Source organism: Streptomyces sp. NPDC102441 (genome assembly GCF_044765585.1).
In the GTDB taxonomy this organism is placed as follows: domain Bacteria; phylum Actinomycetota; class Actinomycetes; order Streptomycetales; family Streptomycetaceae; genus Streptomyces.
In genome coordinates, this window is sequence record NZ_JBIWKH010000008.1 from 58182 (window position 1) to 76148 (window position 17967).

A 17967-nucleotide genomic window follows, 5' to 3' on the forward strand; every position below is an offset into this window, starting at 1 on the left:
CCGACCCGCCGCCCGCGCGGTGCCTACTGTCCCGCGTACTTCTTGCTGACGGCCTGGTAGACGCCCTGGGCCTCCTTGCCGAGGCGGGGGCCGGCCAGCCAGCCGGCCGTCACCGGGCCGATGGAGGTGTTGGAGACCAGGGCCGGCTTACCGTCCTGGCCCTTCGCGACCCAGCCGCCACCGGAGGAACCACCGGTCATGGTGCACCCGATGCGGTACATCGTCGGCTGCTGCTCGAAGACGGCGAGCCGGCCCGGCCCGTCGGTGCACCGGAGCGCCTTCTGGCCGTCGAACGGCGGGGCCGCCGGATAGCCGGTCGCCGTCATGCTGTCGATCTCCGGTACGGCCGGGGCGTTGAAGTCGACCGGGAGCGCCGAACCGACGGTCTCCTCCAGGGACTTGCCCGTCGAACCCTTCTCCGGAGCGACCTGCAGCACCGCGAAGTCGTACGGAGCACCCTGGCCGCCGGTCGCGGCGCCCTGGTTGATCCACTCGTCGGAGGTCTGCGCCCACTGGCCCCACCACACGCCGTACGGAGCGATCTCCTCCTTGGACGCGTTCTGCAGTTCGGCCGTCGACATACCGCTGTCGTTGTACGAGGGGACGAACGCGATGTTGCGGTACCAGCCGCCGTTCTTGCCCGCGTGCACACAGTGCCCGGCGGTCCAGACCATGTTGGATTTGCCCGGGTGGGCCGGGTCCTGGACCACGGTCGCCGAGCAGACCATCGAACCCTCGGGTCCGTCGAACAGGAGCTTGCCGGACTCGGGCGCACTGCCGTGGTACGGCGTCTGCAGGTTCGCCGCCTCGACAGGCGCGGGGGTGGGGTCCGTCACGCCCTCGTCACCGGAGATGTCGTTGTCGACAGGGTTCTCCGGGGCTTTGTCGGCGTCCCGCATCCGCTCCGGGTCCCAGAGGTCCTCGATGATGGGATTGACGTAGTCCTTGGCCTCACGCAGCCACGTGTCCCTGTCCCAGTTCTTCCACTCGCCGCCCCTCCACTTGTCGAGGTCGATCCCGTGCTCCTTGAGCCGGTCCTTCAGATCGTCCGGGATCGCGACCTTCCCGTCGGAGGACTGGCCGGTGGAACTGCTCGGCTCGCTGATCGCGCCGTCCTCCTCCGGCCCGCAGGCGGAGGCGGTGAGCGTCAGGACAGCGGCAAGGGCGGCCGCGGCAAACACCCGAGGGGCGCGGCGGGCGCTCCCCCCGCGGTGTGCGGTATCGATCGGGCGCATGGGTCGCATCTGGTGATCCCCCTGGGACTTCGTCACTGACTTCGGTACCGCACTGCGGACTTGACGTGCACGGCACGGCCCTGCGGGCCGTATCGCGCACCCTGGGAGCGGCGGCTCCGTCCCGAGTGCGGCCCCTACTATGCCGGTGCCGATGGGGACGGCGCTCGGCAGGGCCACGGTTCCGCCTGCGCAAGGATCTTCCGATTTACCCGTGATCTCCCGTGTTCCTCGTCGTTGGTACGTACGGGGGACACCCGGACAGTGTTCGTCGGCGCGGTCCGCCCCCGACGGACCGTACCGATGCGCAACGCAACTGTTACAGCAGGAGGACCAGACAGCCGTGGCCGTGACCGAACCAGCTCCGGTGGCACTCTCCCCTGCGCACGAAGGGATTCTGCGGCGTCAGGCGCTACGTGAGTCGGCGGCCCGCACCTATGCGCGGTCCCTGCCGATCGTGCCGGTGCGCGCGCGTGGCATGACCATCGAGGGCGCGGACGGCCGGCGCTATCTCGACTGTCTGTCAGGGGCGGGCACACTGGCCCTCGGGCACAACCACCCCGTGGTGCTCGAGGCCATCAGAAAGGTCATCGACTCCGGCGCACCGCTGCATGTGCTCGATCTCGCCACGCCGGTCAAGGACGCCTTCACGACCGAGCTGTTCGCCACTCTGCCCCGGGAGCTGGCCGACAACGCCCGGATCCAGTTCTGCGGTCCGGCTGGTACGGACGCCGTCGAGGCGGCGTTCAAGCTGGTCCGGGCAGCGAGCGGGCGCAGTGAACTCCTCGCCTTCACCGGCGCCTACCACGGGATGACCGCCGGCGCCCTGGCCGCTTCGGGCGGCGCCACGGACGTCCGGGTGACGCGGCTGCCCTTCCCGCAGAACTACCGCTGCCCGTTCGGAGCCGGCGGGGAGCGGGGCGCGGACATCGCCGCGCACTGGACGGAATACCTCCTGGACGACCCCAAGGGCGGGGTGCCCTCCCCGGCCGCCATGATTCTGGAGCCGGTCCAGGGCGAGGGCGGGGTGAATCCCGCACCGGACGGCTGGATGCGCCGGATGCGGGAGATCACCAAGGAGCGTTCCATCGCCCTGATCGCGGACGAGGTGCAGACCGGCGTCGGCAGGACCGGCACCTTCTGGGCGGTCGAGCACAGCGGTATCGTGCCGGACGTGATGGTGCTCTCGAAAGCCATCGGCGGCTCGCTGCCCCTCGCGGTGATCGTCTACCGCTCCGAGCTCGATCTCTGGCAGCCGGGCGCCCACGCGGGCACCTTCCGGGGCAACCAGCTCGCCATGGCGGCCGGTACCGCGACCCTCGCGTACGTACGAGAGAACGGCCTCGCCGAACGCGCGGGGACGCTGGGCGCGCGCATGCTCGCCAGGCTCCAGGCGCTCGGCGCGGACCACCCGAGCATCGGCGACGTCCGCGGCCGCGGCCTGATGATCGGCATCGAGCTCGTCGACCCAGAGGCCGAGCCGCCCACCGTCACCGCCGAGAACGGCGCCGCCCCGCCGCCCGATCCCGCCCTCGCCGCGGCGGTGCAGCAGGAATGCCTGCGCCGCGGCCTCATCGTCGAACTCGGCGGACGCCACAGCGCCGTGGTGCGGCTCCTCCCTCCCCTCACTCTCACCGACGAACAGGCGACGGCGGTCGTCGACCGCCTCGCCGACGCGCTGAGAGCCGCCGAACGCTCTCCGTGCCGCCGGGCCGCTGCCGGGCCGACCCGCTGATCCCGGACCCCTCTCAAGGAAGACCGCCGTGAACCCCACCCCTGCGCCCGAGGCCGACGGCCCCCTCACCAGCCAGCAGCGAGGACATGACCAGCCGGAGGGCCCCCTGGCCGTCGAGTCCACGACCGTGCCGCGCCAGAAGGCCGGTCCGCACGGAGCCCCGCGTGCCGGGGCGGACAGCCTCATGAGCGGTGCCCCGGCGGACCGCCCCGGGGGCACGGAGCCGGAACCGCTGGACCATCCGGACCCTCTGCGGGCCGCCGACTCGGCCGGTACGGAGAATCTGCTGCGCTGCTGGACCAGGGAGAACGACCTGCCCCGCCCGCAGGGAAGCACTCTGCGCATCCCGCTCCCGGCCAGTGGCACCGCCCTGCTCGTCCCGGTCGCCCACTGGTCCGCGACGGGCTGGCACCGCTTCGGGACACCCGCCCTGGAGAACGCTCCCGCCGGTGCCCCGGGCGCCGACGCCGTCACGGTAGCCGCGCTGCTGGGCCGTGAGTGCGAGCGGAACGCCGGAGCCGATCTGGTGGCGAGGGTGGCCGACTCCGTGCGGCACACGGCGGCCTTCATCGCGGCCCGTCGCCGCACACCCACCGAGTCGTCCGAGACCGATCTCTTCCTCACCGCCGAGCAGTCCCTCGTCCTCGGCCACCCGCTGCACCCCACACCCAAGAGCCGCGAAGGGCTCTCGGAGTCCGAGACACTGCTCTACTCACCCGAGTTGCGCGGCTCCTTCCCGCTCCACTGGATGGCCGTCGACCGCTCCGTGCTCGCCACGGAGTCGGCGTGGACGAAGGCCGGCAGGCCGGTCCCCGCGGAGGCGCTCCTCGCACCCCACGCCGAGGGGCTGAACCTCCCCGAAGGGACCACGGCCCTCCCGCTCCACCCCTGGCAGGCCGCGGAGGTCCTGCGCCGGCCCGAGGTCGCCGCCCTCTGCGAGAAGGGCCTCCTGCACGACCTCGGCCCGCACGGCGAACGCTGGCATCCCACGTCCTCCGTCCGTACCGTGTACCGCCCGGGCTCCGACCTCATGCTGAAGCTGTCCCTCGGCGTACGCATCACCAACTCCCGCCGGGAGAACCTCCGCAAGGAGCTCCACCGCGGAGCCGAGGTGCACCGGCTGCTCCGCACCGGCCTGGCCGACCGGTGGCAGGAGGCACACCCGGGCTTCGACATCGTCCGGGACCCCGCCTGGCTCGCCGTCGACCAGACGGACGGCAGCCCCGTCCCCGGCCTCGACGTGATGCTTCGCCACAATCCGTTCGGCCCGGCCGATGACGCGGTATGCATCGCCGGGCTCACCGCCCCCCGCCCGTGGCCCGGCCGTACCGGCACGCACTCGCGGCTCGCCGACACGGTCTCCTCGCTGGCCGCCCGCACGGGCAGGACCACCGGGGCGGTGTGTGCCGAGTGGTTCCTGCGCTATCTCGACCGTGTCGTCCTCCCCGTCCTCTGGCTCGACGCCCACGCCGGCGTCGCCCTGGAGGCACACCAGCAGAACACGCTCGTACTCCTCGACGCGGACGGCTGGCCCGTCGGCGGCAGGTACCGCGACAACCAGGGTTACTACTTCCGCGAGTCCCACCGGCACGCACTCGAGCGCCGGCTCCCGGGCATCGGGACCGTCAGCGACACCTTCGTGTCCGACTCCGTCACGGACGAGCGGCTCGCCTACTACCTGGGTATCAACAACGTGTTCGGACTGATCGGCGCCTTCGGCGCTCAGCGGCTCGCCGACGAACAACTGCTCCTCGCGGCGTTCCGCCGCTTCCTGGAAGGCGCCGCCGGGCTGGGCTCATCGTTGCCCGCCTACCTTCTGGAGACCGGCAAGCTCCGCTGCAAGGCCAATCTGATGACCCGGATGCACGGGCTGGACGAACTCGTCGGACCGGTCGACACCCAGTCCGTGTACGTCACCATCGCCAATCCGCTCCGTACCGACAAGGCATGACCGTCTGAACCCACGAGAGGAGAGCGTCACGGTGCATCAAACCGATGCCCACACCGGGACCGGTGCCGTTCCGCCCGACGCCACCGGCACCGAGGACACCCTGGAGCTACGGCTCACCGAAGAGCTCCTCGCCCTGCTCGGTGAAGGCCCCGCGGCAGCCGCCGCGGGGGTCGACGCCTCCGCTCTCGTGGGCAACCCCGGCGCGTGGAGCCCGGTCACCACCCCCGCCGGGCTGTTCCAGCTCGTCGCGGTGGAGACCGAACGCGATCTGGCAGTGATCAGCCGCTGGATGAACGATCCCGCTGTCGCCACTTTCTGGGAGCTCGCCGGACCGGAGCCGGTCACCGCGGCGCATCTCCACCGGCAGCTGGCGGGGGACGGCCGCAGCGTCCCCTGCCTCGGAGTCCTCGGCGGTACGCCCATGAGCTACTGGGAGCTCTACCGCGCGGATCTGGACCCGCTCGCGCGCCATTACCCGGCACGGCCCCACGACATGGGGATCCACCTCCTCATCGGCGGTGTGGACAACCGGGGTCGGGGCATCGGCACCGTACTGCTCAGGGCCGTAGCCGATCTCGTACTCGACAACCGGCCGCTCTGCGGACGTGTCGTCGCGGAGCCGGACCTGCGCAACACCCCGTCCGTGTCCGCCTTTCTGAGCGCCGGCTTCCGGTTCTGCGCGGAAGTGGACCTTCCCGACAAGCGTGCCGCCCTGATGATCCGCGACCGAGCCCACCGTGACCGCCTGTGAACAACTCGCCGCACCGCCCAGCCCGCTCGAACCCCATCGGTCCCACCCGGAGGAGTCCCCGTGCCGACATATCCTGCGAGCAATCATCCGGCGAAGCCTCATACGCCGCTCGACACTCCGGAACTCAACCGGACCGTCTGGGACCGGGCGGCGGCGAGGCTCCTCGCCAAGATGCTCGGTGAGTTCGCCTACGAGGAGGTCATCGAGCCCGTCCCCCGGACGGACGGCGGCCCGGGGCGGACCGGTGGCTACACCCTGCCTCTCGACGACGGCGCGACCCTGAGCTTCCACGCCCGGCGAGGTGTCTACGGCAGCTGGCGCGTCGATCCCGCGTCGATCACCGAGACCACGGCCGGGGCCGACGGGGACAAGAGCTCCGGCACACCCTTCAGGGACCCGCTGCGATTCCTCGCCCGCGGGCGCCGTCTCCTCGGTCTCGACGGTGCCACGCTCGCTCACCTGATCCGTGAGCTCACCGCCACACTCACCGCCGACGCCCGCCTCGACCACACCGCACTCACCGCGGCGCAGCTCGCCGAGCTTCCGTACGCCGAGCTCGAAGGCCACCAGACAGGTCACCCCTGGCTCGTGGCGAACAAGGGACGTCTCGGGTTCTCCGCTGCGGACGCCGCCCGCTTCACACCGGAAGCCCGGTCCGCGACAGCGCTGCCCTGGATCGCCGTCAGCACCCGTATAGCGGGTTACCGGGGAGTGGGCCGTGTCGCCACCCCCGGAGACCTCTACGACCAGGAACTCGACGCGGACGTCCGGGAGTCCTTCGCCGCGATCCTGCGCGCACGGGACCTCGACCCCGCGGACTACCTGTTCCTTCCCGTGCATCCGTGGCAGTGGGACGAATGGATCGTCCCCCTCTTCGCCCCCGCGATCGCGGACGGCGAGATCGTCCCCTTGCACGCCGACGACGACCTCCGGCTGCCCCAGCAGTCCATCCGCACCTTCACCAATGTGGGGCGGCCCGACCGGCACACGGTGAAGCTGCCCCTGTCGATCCTCAACACCCTCGTCTGGCGGGGCCTGCCGACCGAGCGCACGCTCGCCGCCCCGGCCGTCACCGCGTGGGTCCAGGGGCTGTGCGAAGGCGATCCGTTCCTCCGCGACACCTGCGGCGTCATCCTGCTCGGCGAGGTCGCCTCGGTGGCCGTCGAGCACCCGCTCTACGACCACCTCCCGGAGTCTCCGTACCAGTTCAAGGAGATCCTCGGGGCGATCTGGCGGGAGCCCCTCCAGCCGCGGCTGGCATCCGGCGAACGCGCCCGTACGCTGGCCTCGCTGCTGCACACGGACCCCGAGGGCCGTTCCTTCACGGCTGAGCTCGTCGCCCGCTCGGGACTGCCTCCCGCTGTCTGGCTGACCCGTCTCTTCTCCGCGCTGCTGCCCCCGCTGCTGCACTTCCTGTATCGCTACGGCACGGTGTTCTCCCCGCACGGCGAGAACGCCATCGTCGTCTTCGACGAGCACGACGTCCCCGTGCGGCTCGCGATCAAGGACTTCGTCGACGACGTGAACGTCAGCGCCAGGCCGCTGCCCGAGCACGACACGATGCCCCCGGACGTCCGCGGCATCCTGCTCACGGAGGAGCCCTCCTTCCTGACCCAGTTCATCCACTCCGGGCTCTTCGTGGGCGTCTTCCGCTATCTGTCCCCCCTGTGCGAGGAACAACTGGACGTACCGGAGAGTGAATTCTGGTCACTCGTCCGGGCCGAGATCCTCAGACACCACGGCAGGTACCCGGACCTCAAGGAGAGGTTCGAGATCTTCGACATGCTGACGCCGACGATCGAGCGGCTGTGTCTCAACCGCAACCGTCTGCATCTGGACGGTTACCGCGACCGTTCGCAGCGCCCGCACGCCGCCGTCCACGGCTCCGTCCCCAATCCGCTCCACCCCTCCGCGTGAGTCCGGGACCGGCCGACGTTGTCGGTGGGGCGCCGTAGGGTGGTCGGGCTATGACGAAGCCATCTCTCCCCGATCTCCTCCACGCCGCCGTCACCGCCGTCGGCGGTACGGAACGCCCCGGCCAGGTCTCCATGGCCGAGGCCGTCGCCGAGGCCGTCGACGACAACGCCCATCTGCTGGTCCAGGCCGGCACCGGCACCGGCAAGTCCCTCGGCTATCTGGTGCCGGCGCTGGCCCACGGCGAGCGGGTCGTGGTGGCCACGGCCACGCTGGCCCTCCAGCGCCAGCTGGTGGAGCGGGACCTTCCGCGTACGGTCGACGCGCTGCATCCGCTGCTGCGCCGTCGGCCGCAGTTCGCGATGCTCAAGGGCCGGTCGAACTACCTCTGTCTGCACCGGCTCCACGAGGGGGCGCCGCAGGACGAGGAGGAGGGGCTCTTCGACCAGTTCGAAGCGGCGGCGCCGTCGAGCAAGCTGGGTCAGGACCTGCTGCGTCTGCGCGACTGGTCGGACGAGACGGAGACCGGCGACCGTGACGACCTGACGCCGGGTGTCTCGGACCGTGCCTGGTCCCAGATCTCCGTCTCCTCGCGCGAGTGCCTCGGCGCCACCAAGTGCGCGTACGGAGCCGAGTGCTTCGCGGAGGCGGCCCGTGAGAGGGCCAAGCTCGCCGATGTCGTCGTCACCAACCACGCCCTGCTGGCGATCGACGCGATCGAAGGCGCCCCGGTGCTCCCCAAGCACGAGGTGCTCATCGTCGACGAGGCCCATGAGCTGGTCTCCCGGGTCACCGGGGTCGCCACCGGCGAGCTCACGCCCGGGCAGGTGAACCGGGCGGTCCGCCGAGCGGCGAAGCTGGTCAACGAGAAGGCGGCCGACGCCCTGCTGACCGCTTCCGAGGGGTTCGAGCGCGTCATGGAGCTGGCGCTACCTGGGCGCCTCGAAGAAGTGCCGGAGGACCTCGGCTACGCCCTGATGGCCCTGCGTGACGCCGCGCGTACGGTGATCTCCGCCCTCGGCGGCACCCGGGACAAGTCCGTCCAGGACGAGGACGCGGTGCGCAAGCAGGCCATGGCGTCGGTCGAGTCCATCCACAACGTCGCGGAGCGCATCACGCAGGGCTCGGAGTACGACGTCGTCTGGTTCGAGCGCCATGACCGCTTCGGGGCGTCGGTCCGGGTCGCGCCGCTGTCCGTGTCCGGGCTGCTGCGCGAGAAGCTGTTCGCCGACCGCTCGGTGGTGCTGACCTCGGCGACTCTCAAGCTCGGCGGCGATTTCAACGGGGTGGGGGCATCTCTGGGACTCGCGCCCGAGGGAACGGCCGGCGAGGACATCCCGCAGTGGAAGGGCCTCGACGTCGGCTCGCCGTTCGACTACCCGAAGCAGGGCATCCTGTACGTCGCCCGGCACCTGGCCACGCCGGGCCGGGAGGGTTCCCGTACCGACATGCTCGACGAGCTCGCCGAGCTGGTGGAGGCGGCGGGCGGACGCACCCTGGGCCTGTTCTCGTCCATGCGAGCGGCCCAGGCGGCAGCAGAGGAACTGCGTGGCCGGCAGGACAAGCCGATCCTGCTGCAGGGCGAGGAGACACTCGGCGAGCTGATCAAGAATTTCGCGGCGGACCCCGAGACCTGTCTGTTCGGGACGCTGTCTCTCTGGCAGGGCGTCGATGTACCCGGCCCGAGCTGCCAGCTCGTGATCATGGACCGGATTCCGTTCCCCCGGCCGGACGACCCGCTGATGAGCGCCCGGCAGAAGGCGGTCGAGGACGCCGGTGGCAACGGGTTCATGGCGGTGGCGGCCACCCACGCGGCGCTCCTGATGGCGCAGGGAGCGGGCCGGCTCGTCCGCGCGATGGGCGACAAGGGCGTGGTCGCGGTGCTCGACCCCCGGCTGTCCAACGCCCGGTACGGGAGCTACCTCCGCGCCTCCCTGCCCGACTTCTGGTACACCACGGACCGAAACCAGGCGCGGCGCTCGCTCGCGGCCATCGACGCAGCGGCCAAGACCGCTCAGTGAGCACTGCGGACGCACCAGGCCCCGGGATCGGCGCAGGGATCCCGGGGCCCGGTCCGAACCGGCGGAACTCACACGCGGCGCAGCACCGCCACGACCTTGCCCAGGATCGTCGCCTCGTCACCGGGAATCGGCTGGTAGGCGGAGTTGTGCGGGAGCAGCCATACATGGCCGTCCTCGCGCTTGAACCGCTTGACCGTGGCCTCGCCGTCGAGCATGGCTGCCACGATGTCGCCGTTCTCCGCGACCGGCTGGCGCCGGACCGTGACCCAGTCCCCGTCCATGATCGCTGCCTCGATCATCGAGTCACCGACGACCTTCAGCACGAAGAGCTCGCCGTCGCCGACGAGCTGGCGGGGGAGCGGGAAGACGTCCTCGACGGACTCCTCGGCGAGGATCGGACCGCCGGCGGCGATCCGGCCGACCAGCGGCACATACGAGGCCGCGGGCTTCCCGGTGGTGTCGGTGGGCTGTGTGCTTGGCTGGTCCGAGCCCCGGACCTCGTAAGCGCGCGGCCGGTGAGGGTCGCGGCGCAGGAAGCCCTTGCGCTCCAGAGCCATCAGCTGGTGGGCGACGGACGAGGTGCTGGACAGCCCCACCGCCTGGCCGATCTCGCGCATCGACGGGGGATAGCCCCGACGCTGCACGGAATCCCGGATCACCTCGATCACACGCCGTTGCCGGTCCGTGAGCCCGGAGCTGTCCGCCCGGATTCCTGGAGGGCGGCCGGGCAAGGAGCGTGCGGGGCGAGCGGGCTCAGGCCCCTCCGCGTTCATGACTGAGTCATTCATGGCATGCACCGGCTCAAGTCGGCTCTGGGAGCGGTGGTCCTGGGCAGTGATGGTGGCACTGTCTGCGGTGGTGGTCACGTCGGCCCCTCTCGAATGGTCTCCCTAGTTAGGCAACGGTAGTAGCTTTCGAAAGGTTGCGCCAAACACACGTTCGAGTGAAAAACAAATAAAGGGCTGTCGCGCGCTTACCGAGAGGTGTATGAGCTGAATGCTGTGGGCCGGAATCGAGCGCCCTTCCCGGGTGCCACGCTAGCGTTCCGCCGGTCCGTTCCGGTGTGCGGGGGTGTGTCCACGGCGTGCCGCGGTGGTCTGCTTCCGGCGGGTCGCCCGGCCTGCCTGCCGGGTGGCCCCCGCAGCCGGCGTGCCACGCCTCTCCCGTACTCTCGTGGCGGGCCGTAGGCTGCCCCCCGGCTCGTGGGGAAGCGCGACACGCGCGGGGGTGGAGATGAAGCAAAACCCTAGATGTAGTGGTTGCCCTGCTGTCTCCACCCACAAGTAGTGGTACCCGGTCCATCGGATCCGAGTTCATCGCCTATGCTGGTGACTGTCTTCAGGGGCCCCGAACAGGGCCCGGAGGGCTATTCAGTCGTGCTGTGAAGGAGGGTTCGGAGACATGCACTGCCCCTTCTGCAGGCACCCCGACAGCCGGGTCGTGGACAGTCGCACGACGGACGACGGGACGTCGATCCGACGGCGCCGCCAGTGCCCCGACTGCTCCCGTCGCTTCACGACGGTGGAGACCTGCTCACTGATGGTGGTCAAGCGCAGCGGCGTGACCGAGCCCTTCAGTCGCACCAAGGTCATCTCGGGGGTCCGCAAGGCGTGCCAGGGCCGCCCGGTCACCGAGGACGCCCTGGCGAAGCTCGGCCAGCGGGTCGAGGAAGCCGTGCGGGCCACGGGGAGCGCCGAGCTGACGACGCACGACGTGGGTCTGGCCATACTCGGCCCCTTGCAGGAGCTCGACCTCGTCGCGTACCTGCGTTTCGCGTCGGTGTACCGGGCCTTCAACTCACTCGAAGACTTCGAGACCGCTATCGCGGAGCTCCGCGAACAGCGGCCCCGCGCAGAGCAATGCGGGAGCGGCGAGACCCTGGAGGTCCCCGCCCCCTCCGCAGTCGCCGCTGATTGATCACCGAGCCGGCCGCCGACGGCGGCGGAACCGGCGGTGGGCGGCACCAGACCTGTTCCGAGACGCACTGAGTGGCGTCCGGAGCATCAGACACACACTGTGCCCTGGGAAGAACTGGGCACTTCAGGGCGTTTTTGCCCATATATGGGAGGCGGCATGACAGAGACGGCGAGCGGCCCGGCACGAGGTTCCCGCACCAAGGGAGCCAAGTCGACTGCGACCAAGCAGGGCCTGCGCATCGAGCGCATCCACACGACTCCCGGCGTGCATCCGTACGACGAGGTCGCGTGGGAGCGCCGTGACGTCGTCATGACCAACTGGCGCGACGGCTCGATCAACTTCGAGCAGCGTGGCGTCGAGTTCCCCGACTTCTGGTCGGTGAACGCGGTCAACATCGTCACCAGTAAGTACTTCCGGGGGGCTGTCGGCACGCCACAGCGCGAGACCGGTCTGCGACAGCTCATCGACCGGATCGTGAGGACGTACCGGAAGGCGGGCGAGGACTACAACTACTTCGCTTCCCCCGCCGACGCCGAGATCTTCGAGCACGAGCTGGCCTACGCCCTCCTGCACCAGATCTTCAGCTTCAACTCGCCGGTCTGGTTCAATGTCGGTACGCCCCAGCCGCAGCAGGTCTCGGCCTGCTTCATCCTGGCGGTCGACGACTCCATGGAGTCGATCCTCGACTGGTACAAGGAAGAGGGCATGATCTTCAAGGGCGGCTCCGGTGCCGGCCTGAACCTGTCCCGCATCCGCTCCTCCAAGGAACTGCTCTCCTCCGGCGGCAACGCTTCCGGCCCGGTCTCCTTCATGCGGGGCGCCGACGCCTCCGCCGGGACGATCAAGTCCGGTGGCGCCACCCGTCGCGCGGCCAAGATGGTCATCCTCGACGTCGACCACCCCGACATCGAGAACTTCATCGAGACCAAGGTGAAGGAGGAGGAGAAGATCCGCGCCCTGCGCGACGCGGGCTTCGACATGGACCTGGGCGGCGACGACATCACGTCCGTCCAGTACCAGAACGCCAACAACTCGGTCCGCGTGAACGACGAGTTCATGAAGGCCGTCGAAGCCGGCGGGAAGTTCGGCCTGCGAGCCAGGATGACCGGCGACGTCATCGAAGAGGTCGAGGCCAAGTCCCTCTTCCGCAAGATGGCGGAAGCCGCGTGGGCCTGCGCCGACCCCGGTATCCAGTACGACGACACCATCAACAAGTGGCACACCTGCCCGGAGTCCGGCCGCATCAACGGCTCGAACCCCTGCAGCGAGTACATGCACCTGGACAACACCTCGTGCAACCTGGCCTCGCTGAACCTGATGAAGTTCCTCAAGGACGACGGCGAGGGACACCAGTCCTTCCAGGCCGAGCGCTTCGCCAAGGTCGTCGAGCTGGTCATCACCGCGATGGACATCTCGATCTGCTTCGCGGACTTCCCGACCCAGAAGATCGGCGATAACACCCGCGCCTTCCGCCAGCTGGGCATCGGCTACGCCAACCTGGGCGCCCTGCTGATGGCGACCGGGCACGCGTACGACAGTGACGGCGGCCGTGCGCTCGCCGGCGCCATCACCTCGCTGATGACGGGCACGTCCTACCGGCGCTCCGCCGAGCTCGCCGCGGTCGTCGGCCCGTACGACGGCTACGCCCGCAACGCCGAGCCGCACCAGCGCGTCATGAAGCAGCACTCGGACGCCAACGCCGTGGCCGTCCACGGCGACGACCTGGACTCGCCGGTCTGGGCCGCCGCCACGGAGGCCTGGCAGGACGTGATCCGCCTCGGCGCGAAGAACGGTTTCCGCAACGCCCAGGCGTCGGTCATCGCCCCGACGGGCACCATCGGTCTCGCGATGTCCTGCGACACCACCGGCCTCGAGCCCGACCTCGCCCTGGTCAAGTTCAAGAAGCTCGTCGGCGGCGGCTCGATGCAGATCGTCAACGGCACGGTCCCGCAGGCCCTGCGGCGTCTCGGCTACCAGCCGGAGCAGATCGAGGCGATCGTCGCCCACATCGCCGACAACGGCAACGTGATCGACGCCCCCGGCCTCAAGACCGAGCACTACGGGGTCTTCGACTGCGCCATGGGCGAGCGTTCCATCTCGGCCATGGGCCACGTCCGGATGATGGCGGCCATCCAGCCGTGGATCTCCGGCGCGCTGTCCAAGACAGTGAACCTGCCGGAGACGGCCACCGTCGAGGACGTCGAGGAGGTCTACTTCGAGGCGTGGAAGATGGGCGTCAAGGCGCTCGCGATCTACCGCGACAACTGCAAGGTCGGCCAGCCCCTCTCCACCAAGAAGTGGGAGGAGAAGAAGACCGAGGTGACCGAGAAGACCGAGGACACCATCCGTGCCGCGGTCGAGAAGGTCGTCGAGTACCGCCCGGTCCGCAAGCGTCTGCCCAAGGGCCGTCCCGGCATCACCACCTCCTTCACCGTGGGTGGCGCCGAGGGCTACATGACCGCCAACTCCTACCCGGACGACGGTCTCGGTGAGGTCTTCCTGAAGATGTCCAAGCAGGGTTCCACCCTCGCGGGCATGATGGACGCCTTCTCGATCGCGGTCTCGGTCGGTCTGCAGTACGGCGTGCCGCTGGAGACCTACGTCTCCAAGTTCACCAACATGCGCTTCGAGCCGGCCGGTATGACGGACGACCCGGATGTGCGGATGGCGCAGTCGATCGTCGACTACATCTTCCGCCGCCTGGCGCTCGACTTCCTGCCGTTCGAGACGCGCTCCGCGCTCGGCATCCACTCGGCCGAGGAGCGTCAGCGTCACCTCGACACCGGCTCGTACGAGCCGGCCTTCGGGGACGGGGATCTCGATGCGGGGAGTCTCACGCAGTCCGCTCCTGCGCACGTGGAGCCGCTGAAGGCCGTCGCGTCGCCCGAGGAGAGCGTCGCTGAGAAGCCGGCCCCCAAGGCCGCGCACACCTCGGCCGAGCTGGTCGAGATGCAGCTCGGTATCAGCGCGGACGCGCCGCTGTGCTTCTCGTGCGGTACGAAGATGCAGCGCGCCGGGTCCTGCTACATCTGCGAGGGCTGCGGCTCGACCAGCGGGTGCAGCTGACCCTGAGTGGAGCCGCACCGGACAGGACGTCCGGTGCGGTCCGCCCGGGTGGCTGACCAGCAGATCACGAAGGGGACCGGCCGGTGGCCGGTCCCCTTCGGCCTGCCGGCAGGATGAACCGCCGTGTCCCGGGGGTCGCCGTCCGAGCGGCGGTGGTGGAGCAGCACGGTGCCGTCACCGAAGCGTGGGTGCCGGTGAGGCGGAGACCGGAGGCTGCCGCCCCGGTGGGTGTCAGCGTGAGCGGTTCCCCATCACTTCGGTGAACGAATCGGGATCGCCGTCGAATCCGCGGACCGCACCGCTGAAGCCCCAGGACCCCGAGGCGTCCCGGACGAACTCAGCGACGACCGCCGCCGTGGCGGCCGACACCGCGGAGAAGTCGTCCTCCGCCAGATTCGTGTAGCCCTCGCGGATCTGAACGGCCGTGTGCTCTATCTGACCGAAGGTCTTGTGGCCGTCACGCTGCTGGATGGCCACGCCGACCACGACCCTGGAGTACGCGTCCGACAGCCGGTCGAGTTCGAGCGTCATGACCTCGTCGAAGCCGTAACCCTGCCCCGTCCGGCTGTCCCGGTTCAGTGTGATCGTTCCGTCCGGTGCCCTGCTGTCGAAGTGCACGAGGTAGACGGGGCTGCCGTAGGGCGCGTCCGTCCCGTAGGTGGCCGCGATGATGTCGAGGTCGTTGGCGGGCTCACCGACGTCGCTGGGGTCCCATTTGACCCTCACTTCGACCTTCTCGATGTCCTTGTTGGGAGTGCTCATCGGACGTGCCTCCTCGCTGCTGGACCGACGGACCTCTTCCTTCCTCAGATCATGTCCGTAACTGTCCGTGGATCCAACCACGTTGGAATCGGACGTTGTATTCGGGCCATCGAGTGGCCGGAGTTGTGCGTTGACGGTGCCGGCGGGATACCGGCGGTCCGGAGCGTGACCCGCGCCACGCCGGGCGCCGTACGATGGCGCCGTGCTGGTCAAGTGGATTCGCTGCACCGTGGTGGACCGCCGCGGTTTCGAGCGGGGGCAGCGGAAGTGGGCGGCGCTGCTCGGTGAGCCGGGATTCCGGAGTCAGAGCGGCGGGTGGAGCCGAGGTCGGCCCGAAGTCGCCCACGTCTTCGCGTTCTGGGAGAACCGGGTCTTCTACGACTCCTTCATGGCCCGCGGACACGATTCGCTGGCCGCCGCGCAGTCCGGCATGTGCAAGGACATGCAGGTCAAGCTCTTCGAGTACCGCTTCGACGTGAAGACCGGATTCGTGCCGGACTTCACGGACGCGGACGTGGTGCGGGTCGCGCACAGCCAGGTGCACGAGGACCGGGCCGACCACTTCGCGCTCATGCAGCGACGGGTGTGGAACCCGGCCATGGCGGGTTCACCCGGGATGCTGCGTGGAGTCTTCGGAGAAGCCCCGGGGCACGAGTTCCTGGTGCTGTCCATGTGGCAGTCGAGCGCCGAGCGCGGCAAGTACCGGCCGGGGGGTATCGCCCGGCTCTCGGCGCGGGCGGAGACCGAGAGGGATGTCGAGTCGCTCGCCGGGGACGTGGTGCAGCTCGAACCGTCGTGGACGGTCTGACCCGCGCGTACGGCAGTTTCCTTGGTCACATACGCCCGATGGAGCCCGCACAGTTGCTCGATCCGGCCGGACGGCATCTAGGGTCGGTACATGGCACGACCGCAACGCATCGTCCTCGTCCGGCACGGTGAGTCCGAGGGGAATGCCGACGACACGGTCTACGAACGTGCGCCCGACCACGCGCTCGGACTCACGGCGAAGGGCCTGCGCCAGGCGCGGGCCGCGGGATCCCGGCTGTGTGAGACGTTCGGCGACGAGCGCGTCAGCGTCTACATCTCGCCCTATCGGCGCACCCACGAGACCTTCAGGGCCTTCGGGCTCGAACTCGAGCACGTGCGTGTCAGGGAGGAGCCCCGGCTGCGCGAGCAGGACTGGGGAAACTGGCAGGACCGTGACGACGTGCGGCTGCAGAAGGCGTACCGGGACGCGTACGGACACTTCTTCTACCGCTTCGCGCAGGGTGAGTCCGGGGCCGACGTGTACGACCGCGTCGACGCGTTCCTGGAGAGCCTCCACCGCAGTTTCGAGGTCCCCGACCACCCGCCGAACGTCCTGCTGGTCACCCATGGTCTGACCATGAGGCTCTTCTGCATGCGCTGGTTCCACTGGTCGGTGGCGGAATTCGAGTCGCTGTCCAATCCTGGGAACGGCGAGTCCAGAACGCTGCTGCTCGGTGAGGACGGCCGCTATACGCTCGACCGGCCCTTCGAGCGGTGGCGCACTCCCGAGCCGTACGGCATCACCGGATAGAGTGGCAGAGCGATGACCGCTGACTCCGCTTCCGACCGTTTCGAACGCGCTCTGGCCAGCCTGCGTGGACTGTCCGTGGGAGATGCCCTCGGCTCCCAGTTCTTCGTCCCGGCCCATTACCCCCTGCTCAAGAGCCGGGACCTTCCGCCCGCCGACTGGCAGTGGACCGATGACACCGAGATGGCCTGCTCCGTGCTCGCCGTGCTGACCTCGCACGGGCGCGTCGACCAGGACGCTCTCGCCGGCTCCTTCGCCCGGCACCACGATTTCGACCGGGGCTACGGGCCCGCGGTGAACCGGCTGCTCAGGCTGGTGAGGGAAGGCGGCGACTGGCGAGAGCTGGCATCCGCCCTCTTCCAGGGGCAGGGTTCCTGGGGGAACGGTTCGGCGATGCGTATCGCACCGCTCGGCGCCTGGTACGCACATGATCCGGAGCAGGCCACCCATCAGGCCGAGATCTCTTCGTACACCACACATCAGCACCGTGAAGCCGTCGTGGGAGCGATGGCCGTCGCGGCGGCTGCCGCCCTCGTCGCCGCGCCGGGAGGGCCGCCGACGCCGGAGGACCTGATCGACGGCGTCGTCGCCCTCGTCCCCCGCAGCGCTGTCGGTGCCGGACTGCGCAGGGCGCGCGACATGCTCGACTACCGGGACGCGGGAACGGTCGCGGCAGTGCTCGGCAACGGCCGCCGTACGAGTGCGCACGACACTGTGCCGTTCGCCCTCTGGTCGGCGGCGCGGAACCTCGGGGACTTCGAACAGGCTTTCTGGGTGACGGCGCAGGCAGGCGGCGACGTGGACACCACCTGCGCCATCGTCGGAGGAATCGTCGCGGCAGCGCCCGCCGGTGCTCCCCCGGCCGAGTGGCTGGCCCGGACGGAAGCGCTGCCCGGCTGGGTCCCCGCCGCACCGGCGCGCCACTGACCCTCCACGGGGGCCGGTGGGCCTGCGTACGTCGAAGGCAGCCGTGTGGCCACGGCGTTGCTTTTTCACTGTCACGGTCCTGCCACAGCGGCGACCCCGAACGGTCCGACAGCCCGGTGGCGACTTACTCTTTCCG

At 69.7% G+C, this 17967-nt stretch carries 13 protein-coding genes; 10 read left to right on the forward strand and 3 right to left on the reverse strand.

The features are described 5' to 3' along the window. Window positions 1-23 precede the first annotated feature (23 nt). A complete protein-coding gene (locus tag ACIREO_RS18940) occupies window positions 24-1235 on the reverse strand; it encodes a trypsin-like serine peptidase (protein WP_404111218.1) in 1212 nt (403 codons plus the stop codon). A 340-nt stretch (window positions 1236-1575) separates the two neighbouring features. Here ACIREO_RS18940 and ACIREO_RS18945 point away from each other — a divergent pair, with 340 nt between their 5' ends. The 5 genes from ACIREO_RS18945 to ACIREO_RS18965 are packed head-to-tail and all read left to right on the forward strand — an operon-like array spanning window position 1576 to window position 9604. Continuing rightward, complete coding sequence (locus ACIREO_RS18945) at window positions 1576-2967, forward strand: diaminobutyrate--2-oxoglutarate transaminase family protein (protein ID WP_404111221.1); 1392 nt, start codon at window positions 1576-1578, stop codon at window positions 2965-2967. A 28-nt stretch (window positions 2968-2995) separates the two neighbouring features. Then, window positions 2996-4918: an IucA/IucC family protein gene (locus ACIREO_RS18950; RefSeq protein ID WP_404111224.1), complete on the forward strand. Its 1923-nt coding sequence runs from the start codon at window positions 2996-2998 to the stop codon at window positions 4916-4918. Between the two features lie 31 nt (window positions 4919-4949). Then, entirely contained in the window at window positions 4950-5669 is a 720-nt protein-coding gene (locus tag ACIREO_RS18955) for a GNAT family N-acetyltransferase (RefSeq protein WP_404111227.1), read from the forward strand. Window positions 5670-5729: 60 nt separating this feature from the next. Beyond that, on the forward strand, window positions 5730-7586 hold the full coding sequence (locus tag ACIREO_RS18960; RefSeq protein WP_404111229.1) for an IucA/IucC family protein: 1857 nt from the start codon (window positions 5730-5732) through the stop codon (window positions 7584-7586). 50 nt (window positions 7587-7636) lie between these two features. Then, the gene (locus tag ACIREO_RS18965) at window positions 7637-9604 is read left to right on the forward strand and encodes an ATP-dependent DNA helicase (RefSeq protein WP_404111231.1); all 1968 of its coding nucleotides are present in this window, start codon (window positions 7637-7639) and stop codon (window positions 9602-9604) included. 68 nt (window positions 9605-9672) lie between these two features. Here ACIREO_RS18965 and lexA read toward each other — a convergent pair whose 3' ends face one another. Further along, window positions 9673-10470, reverse strand: a complete 798-nt coding sequence (gene lexA / locus ACIREO_RS18970; protein WP_073748110.1) for a transcriptional repressor LexA — start codon at window positions 10468-10470, stop codon at window positions 9673-9675. A gap of 535 nt (window positions 10471-11005) precedes the next feature. Here lexA and nrdR point away from each other — a divergent pair. Both nrdR and ACIREO_RS18980 read left to right on the forward strand, forming a co-directional pair. Then, window positions 11006-11521, forward strand: coding sequence for a transcriptional regulator NrdR (nrdR, locus tag ACIREO_RS18975; protein WP_404111234.1), 516 nt, complete (start codon window positions 11006-11008; stop codon window positions 11519-11521). 156 nt (window positions 11522-11677) lie between these two features. After that, a complete protein-coding gene (locus ACIREO_RS18980; protein ID WP_404111237.1) occupies window positions 11678-14587 on the forward strand; it encodes a vitamin B12-dependent ribonucleotide reductase in 2910 nt (969 codons plus the stop codon). Between the two features lie 231 nt (window positions 14588-14818). On the opposite strand, the gene ACIREO_RS18985 is transcribed toward ACIREO_RS18980, so the two are convergent. Further along, window positions 14819-15349, reverse strand: a complete 531-nt coding sequence (locus tag ACIREO_RS18985) for a TerD family protein (RefSeq protein ID WP_404111239.1) — start codon at window positions 15347-15349, stop codon at window positions 14819-14821. Window positions 15350-15551: 202 nt separating this feature from the next. Here ACIREO_RS18985 and ACIREO_RS18990 point away from each other — a divergent pair, with 202 nt between their 5' ends. The 3 genes from ACIREO_RS18990 (at window position 15552) to ACIREO_RS19000 (ending at window position 17831) form a co-directional block, all read left to right on the forward strand. Further along, window positions 15552-16157: a YdbC family protein gene (locus ACIREO_RS18990; RefSeq protein WP_404111242.1), complete on the forward strand. Its 606-nt coding sequence runs from the start codon at window positions 15552-15554 to the stop codon at window positions 16155-16157. Between the two features lie 90 nt (window positions 16158-16247). Continuing rightward, window positions 16248-16907 carry a histidine phosphatase family protein gene (locus ACIREO_RS18995; protein ID WP_404111245.1) on the forward strand — a complete coding sequence of 220 codons (660 nt, stop codon included), beginning with the start codon at window positions 16248-16250 and terminating at the stop codon, window positions 16905-16907. Between the two features lie 12 nt (window positions 16908-16919). After that, on the forward strand, window positions 16920-17831 hold the full coding sequence (locus ACIREO_RS19000; protein WP_404111248.1) for an ADP-ribosylglycohydrolase family protein: 912 nt from the start codon (window positions 16920-16922) through the stop codon (window positions 17829-17831). Window positions 17832-17967: the final 136 nt, after the last annotated feature.

Coding starts and splice junctions, on each gene's coding strand:
- ACIREO_RS18940 (WP_404111218.1), bottom strand. CDS start 1,235: ATGCGCCCGATCGATACCGCACACCGCGGGGGGAGCGCCCGCCGCGCC.
- ACIREO_RS18965 (WP_404111231.1), top strand. CDS start 7,637: ATGACGAAGCCATCTCTCCCCGATCTCCTCCACGCCGCCGTCACCGCC.
- nrdR (WP_404111234.1), top strand. CDS start 11,006: ATGCACTGCCCCTTCTGCAGGCACCCCGACAGCCGGGTCGTGGACAGT.
- ACIREO_RS18980 (WP_404111237.1), top strand. CDS start 11,678: ATGACAGAGACGGCGAGCGGCCCGGCACGAGGTTCCCGCACCAAGGGA.
- ACIREO_RS18985 (WP_404111239.1), bottom strand. CDS start 15,349: ATGAGCACTCCCAACAAGGACATCGAGAAGGTCGAAGTGAGGGTCAAA.
- ACIREO_RS18995 (WP_404111245.1), top strand. CDS start 16,248: ATGGCACGACCGCAACGCATCGTCCTCGTCCGGCACGGTGAGTCCGAG.
- ACIREO_RS19000 (WP_404111248.1), top strand. CDS start 16,920: ATGACCGCTGACTCCGCTTCCGACCGTTTCGAACGCGCTCTGGCCAGC.